A 5,100-nucleotide genomic window follows, 5' to 3' on the forward strand; every position below is an offset into this window, starting at 1 on the left:
GGCCTTGATAGTAGCGATAACCGGGCCGATCGGGGTGGTGATTGCGGCCTATCTGGTTAAGTCGCTGGATCTGCAACTGCTGGCCTGGCTGGTGATTGGGGTTGTACTTTATACGTCACTCTCGATGTACCGATCTTGGGCAGGTGAGCGCGCAAAACTGAGCTCAGCGCAATCACTATCCTAGCAGTTAGAAAAAGGTAGCCGTTAGAGTCAGTCGTCATCACAATAAAAAAGGTACGCTATGGCGTACCTTTTAAGTAATGAGCAAGAAGCGAGCGGCCCGGCTGAATCGCTAGCGGTTAGGGCGGCAGCGTAAAGTCGCGTGTTTCCAGCTGGCAGCCATCAGGTGTGCAGACCAGTACTGAACCATGATCATACCAGTCACCCAGTACCGTCCGTGAAGCAGGTTGACTGCCGACGCTCAAGCGATGCACAGCAGGGCGATGGGTATGGCCGTGGATCATTGCCGTTACCTGGTACTGTGCCATGATCTTTTCCACCTCATCCGGGGTGACATCCATGACATCCTGCGATTTTTCCTGGTTCGTCATGCTGCTGTTACTGCGCATCTTGTTACCGATTTTCTGTCGGTAGGACAGCGGCAAGCGGAAAAATAACCATTGAATGAAGCGGTTATGTACTTTTTTCCGGTAGCGTTGATAATCTTCGTCCAAGGTGCACAGTGTATCGCCATGGAGGATCAACGTCGGCGTGCCATACAAGTCGATCACGCTATGCTCCGGCAGTAGCTTCACGCCGGTTTCTCGGCTAAATCGCTTTCCGACCAAAAAGTCACGGTTACCGTGAATGAAGTAGCAGGGTACCCCCGATTCTGTCAGTTGCCTGAAGGCCGACTTGATTTGCTGGTGGAAGGGAGAGTCGTCATCGTCGCCAATCCACATTTCGAAGAGATCACCCAAGACGTACAGGGCATCGACCCCCGTGGCTTCTTCTTTCATGAAAGTAAGAAAACAGTCGGTGATATCGGTACGCTCGGCACTGAGGTGCAGATCAGAAATAAACAGTGTTGTCATAAGGAAGGGAGGGCGGCCATAAGGCCACCCTGAGAGTATGGATTACTCTTCGATAGTGACGCTGTTGATGACCACTTCTTCAACAGGCACGTCCTGGTGCACATAGCCCCAGTTACCGGTAGAAACCGCTTTGATCTTGTTAACAACGTCCATGCCTTCAACAATTTCTGCAAATACACAGTAGCCCCAGCCGTCAGGTGTTTCTGATTTGAAGTCCAGGAACTTGTTGTCGTTTACATTGATGAAGAACTGCGAGCTTGCAGAGTGCGGCTCCATAGTACGCGCCATAGCCAGCGTACCAACTTTGTTACTTAGGCCGTTGTTCGCTTCATTTCTGATTGGCGCGCGAGTTTCTTTCTCTACCATGCCAGAAGCCATGCCGCCGCCCTGGATCATGAAACCATCGATAACACGGTGGAATAGTGTATCGCTGTAGAAACCGTCACGGCAGTATTGTAGGAAGTTTGCACACGTTTCAGGCGCTTTTTCTGTGTTTAGCTGAATCTTGATGTCACCAAAAGTAGTGTGAAGCGTTACCATGAGCTTGTCCTTTAATGGATGTTTATTGCTTTAAATACCGGATTTTATATTACTAAGGAAAGGCGTCAACATGATCTCTCATCATTCTCCGTCTATGGTGAAATAAGATGATTATTTCACCGAATTTCATGCCAAACCAATAAGTAACCACATTGGTATAACTATAGGTGAACCGTGATGAAAGCGGGAAATCAATTACCCTGCGATTGCGGACTTTCCGGCACAGTGGTTGTTTTCTCTCCCAGGCCGGTATAAACCGCGTCCTTAGCGTATTTTTCCTTGCCTTCATTAGTTATTAGAGGTGTAATTACTCCTCTTAACGTAACCCCATAAAATGAGTAACTACGAGACATGTTAAAGATCTATAACTCGCTCACTAGACAGAAAGAGGAATTTACACCCATCCAGCCTGGTAAAGTAGGCATGTACGTCTGTGGGGTTACCATTTACGATTTGTGTCACATTGGTCATGGCCGTACTTTCGTGTCGTTCGATGTGGTTTCTCGCTACCTGCGCTATTCCGGTTATGATCTGACCTTTGTTCGTAATATCACCGATATCGATGACAAGATCATTAAGCGTGCGGCAGAAAATGGCGAAAGCTGTGATTCGCTGACCGAGCGCCTGATTGGCGAAATGCACGCCGACTTCGATGCGCTGGGCATGAAGCGTCCGGATATTGAGCCTCGTGCGACGGACTACATCGCTGAAATTATTGCCATGTGTGAACGCCTGATCGAGCGTGGTTTTGCCTACGTGGCTGACAATGGCGATGTGATGTTTGAAGTCAGCAAGTTTGACGAATACGGCAAGCTGTCTAAGCAGGATCTTGAGCAGCTGCAGGCTGGTGCCCGTGTTGATATTGAAACGGCCAAGCGCAGTCCGCTGGATTTCGTGTTGTGGAAAATGTCCAAGCCGGGCGAGCCGACGTGGGAATCGCCATGGGGCGCAGGTCGTCCGGGCTGGCACATTGAATGTTCGGCAATGAACTCGGCAATCCTGGGTGATCATTTTGATATCCACGGCGGTGGTTCTGATCTGCAATTCCCGCACCATGAAAATGAGATTGCCCAGTCATGCTGCGCAACAGGCTCGCAGTATGTGAATACCTGGATGCACAGTGGCATGGTAATGGTCGATCGCGAGAAGATGTCCAAGTCTCTGGGTAACTTCTTTACCATCCGTGATGTACTGGGCTATTTCGATGCCGAAACCGTACGTTACTTCCTGATGTCCGGTCATTACCGTAGCCAGCTGAACTACAGCGAAGATAACCTGAAGCAGGCCCGCTCTGCTCTTGAGCGACTGTATACCTCGCTACGCGGTCTGGATGCCGACGTACCAGCAGCTGGTGGCGACGAATTCGTGACTCGCTTTAAAGAAGCTATGGATGACGATTTCAATACGCCGGAAGCTTATTCTGCACTGTTTGATATGGCACGTGAAATCAACCGCCTGAAATCAGATGATCTCGCTGCGGCATCGGCACTGGGCGCACGTATGCGTGAGCTGGCTGATGTTCTTGGCCTGTTGGCGCAGGAGCCGGAAGCCTTCTTGCAGGGTGGTGCCGGTGAAAGCGATGATGTGGCGGAAATCGAAGCGCTGATTCAACAGCGTTTGGATGCCCGTGCTGCGAAAGACTGGGCGGCAGCTGATGAGGCACGCAACAAGCTCTTGGCAATGGATATTATCCTTGAAGACGGCCCGCAGGGGACGACATGGCGTCGTAAGTAGTCCTAGCGGATAACGCGCTTAATTATTGAAAACCGGAGCATTGGCTCCGGTTTTTTTATGCTCGCTGATTATTCTCAAGCCTGAAGGGTAGTGTGCAGTCATACCTGTACAGATTAATGAACTCACGAATGCATTTCGAACGAGTATGAAAATGGACCCAATATCACTATTCGAAACTATTATGTGGTTATTCGAATGTATTTGATCACGTTTAGAGTAAAAGTTCAAAACATATCATCCAATACTGCTTATTATGATTTTCGTTGTATAAGCCCGGCGTTGGCTTTACTTTCCCCAGATAAGAGCATCGAACGTTAAGGATTGATAATAATGAAAAAAATATGTCTTGCCGCAGCTATTGCCAGTACCCTGCTTGCTGCTCCTGCTTTCGCTCAATCAGCCCCAGACTCAGACAAGATAGTGGTTGCCCACCGTGGCGCCTCGGGGTACCTGCCTGAACATACGCTTCCGGCCAAAGCCATGGCTTATGCGATGAAGCCAGACTATATCGAGCAAGATGTGGTAATGACCAAGGATGACCGCCTGGTGGTGCTGCACGACCACTACCTGGACCGTGTTACCAATGTGGCCCAGGTATTCCCTGATCGTGCCCGTGAAGATGGTCGTTATTATGCGATTGACTTTACCCTGGCTGAAATCAAGCAGCTGAGCGTGACGGAAGGCTTCAAGATCAAAGACGGCAAGCAGGTTCAGGGCTTCCCTGAGCGTTATCCGATGTGGCAGTCAGACTTTAAAGTACCGACCTTCGAGGAAGAAATCGAGATGATCCAGGGCTTGAACAAGTCGTTGGGCTATGACATCGGTATTTACCCTGAAATCAAAGCGCCATGGTTCCACCGCCACGAAGGCAAAGACATCAGTAAAGCGGTGCTGAAGGTGCTTAAAGACTATGGCTACACTAACAAAGACAGTAATGTCTTCCTTCAGACATTTGATTTTAATGAGCTAAAGCGCATTCATGACGAGCTGATGCCGGCCATGGGCATGGACGTTAAGCTGGTGCAGCTACTGGCCTATACCGATTGGAACGAGACCATGGTCTATGACACCAAAGGACAGGCCCAGCCTTATAGCTATGACTGGATGTTTGCCAAGGGCGGAATGGAAAAAGTGGCCAAGTACGCCGACGGCGTGGGTCCTTGGAAGCCAATGGTGGTATCTGACAAGTCAACCAAAGGTAACATCAAGCTAACCGGACTGGTGAAGGCGGCACATGAGCAAGGTATGCAGGTTCATCCATACACCTTCCGTGCCGATACCGGCCGCATTCCAGCCTATGCCAATGACTTCAATGACATGCTGGATATCTTCTACAATACGGCGAATGTAGACGGTGTCTTTACCGACTTCCCGGACAAAGCTGTGGGCTACTTGTCAGCACAGGACAGTAAATAACGATATGACTTGCTGAAGAAGGGGAACGGTCCTCTGGCTAGCAATGATAAAGGCGATCTGCAAGAGATCGCCTTTTATTTGGTCATTACTTCTATAGCCCCGAGGCTGTCAGCTCGGGCGTGTCATTAATCCATAAGGTCGAGAAGTCACACCATCCGACGTGATTAACCTCTAGCCCCTGAAGTTTGATCGGTGCGGTAATCGAAAACCCCTTGGCTTTCAGGCGACGGATAACCTTGAGTTCCTCTAGCCAGTCAAGCAGGCCTAAGAGCATATCCAGAGCTTGTTTTTCGAGAGGCTGAAGTTGGCTTTCAAGCAGTTTGCATTTGAATTGCTGGTACTCAGTTTCCGTCAGAATCGCCTTCCAGTTCATATC

The 5,100-nt window shown here is 49.6% G+C and carries 4 protein-coding genes and 2 pseudogenes; 3 read left to right on the forward strand and 3 right to left on the reverse strand.

All coding sequences use genetic code 11. From position 1 onward, the window contains the following. Window positions 1-184, forward strand: a pseudogene (locus MHN01_RS16250) (hypothetical protein); the annotation flags it as partial. 115 nt (window positions 185-299) lie between these two features. On the opposite strand, the gene lpxH reads toward MHN01_RS16250, so the two are convergent. After that, the gene (lpxH, locus tag MHN01_RS16255) at window positions 300-1,034 is read right to left on the reverse strand and encodes a UDP-2,3-diacylglucosamine diphosphatase (protein ID WP_239412300.1); all 735 of its coding nucleotides are present in this window, start codon (window positions 1,032-1,034) and stop codon (window positions 300-302) included. A gap of 42 nt (window positions 1,035-1,076) precedes the next feature. Next, the gene (locus MHN01_RS16260) at window positions 1,077-1,574 is read right to left on the reverse strand and encodes a peptidylprolyl isomerase (protein WP_239412301.1); all 498 of its coding nucleotides are present in this window, start codon (window positions 1,572-1,574) and stop codon (window positions 1,077-1,079) included. A 351-nt stretch (window positions 1,575-1,925) separates the two neighbouring features. Between MHN01_RS16260 and cysS the strand changes: the two genes are divergently transcribed. Next, window positions 1,926-3,308: a cysteine--tRNA ligase gene (gene cysS, locus MHN01_RS16265; RefSeq protein WP_239412302.1), complete on the forward strand. Its 1,383-nt coding sequence runs from the start codon at window positions 1,926-1,928 to the stop codon at window positions 3,306-3,308. Between the two features lie 330 nt (window positions 3,309-3,638). Then, window positions 3,639-4,724 (forward strand): glycerophosphodiester phosphodiesterase, encoded by a 1,086-nt coding sequence (gene glpQ, locus MHN01_RS16270; protein ID WP_239412303.1) that lies wholly within the window; start codon window positions 3,639-3,641, stop codon window positions 4,722-4,724. A 91-nt stretch (window positions 4,725-4,815) separates the two neighbouring features. Here the strand turns inward: glpQ and MHN01_RS16275 are convergent. After that, window positions 4,816-5,100 (reverse strand): annotated as a pseudogene (locus MHN01_RS16275) (hypothetical protein); the annotation flags it as partial.

Origin of the sequence: Photobacterium sp. OFAV2-7, assembly GCF_022347985.1 — a bacterium.
Classification (GTDB): Bacteria; Pseudomonadota; Gammaproteobacteria; order Enterobacterales; family Vibrionaceae; genus Photobacterium.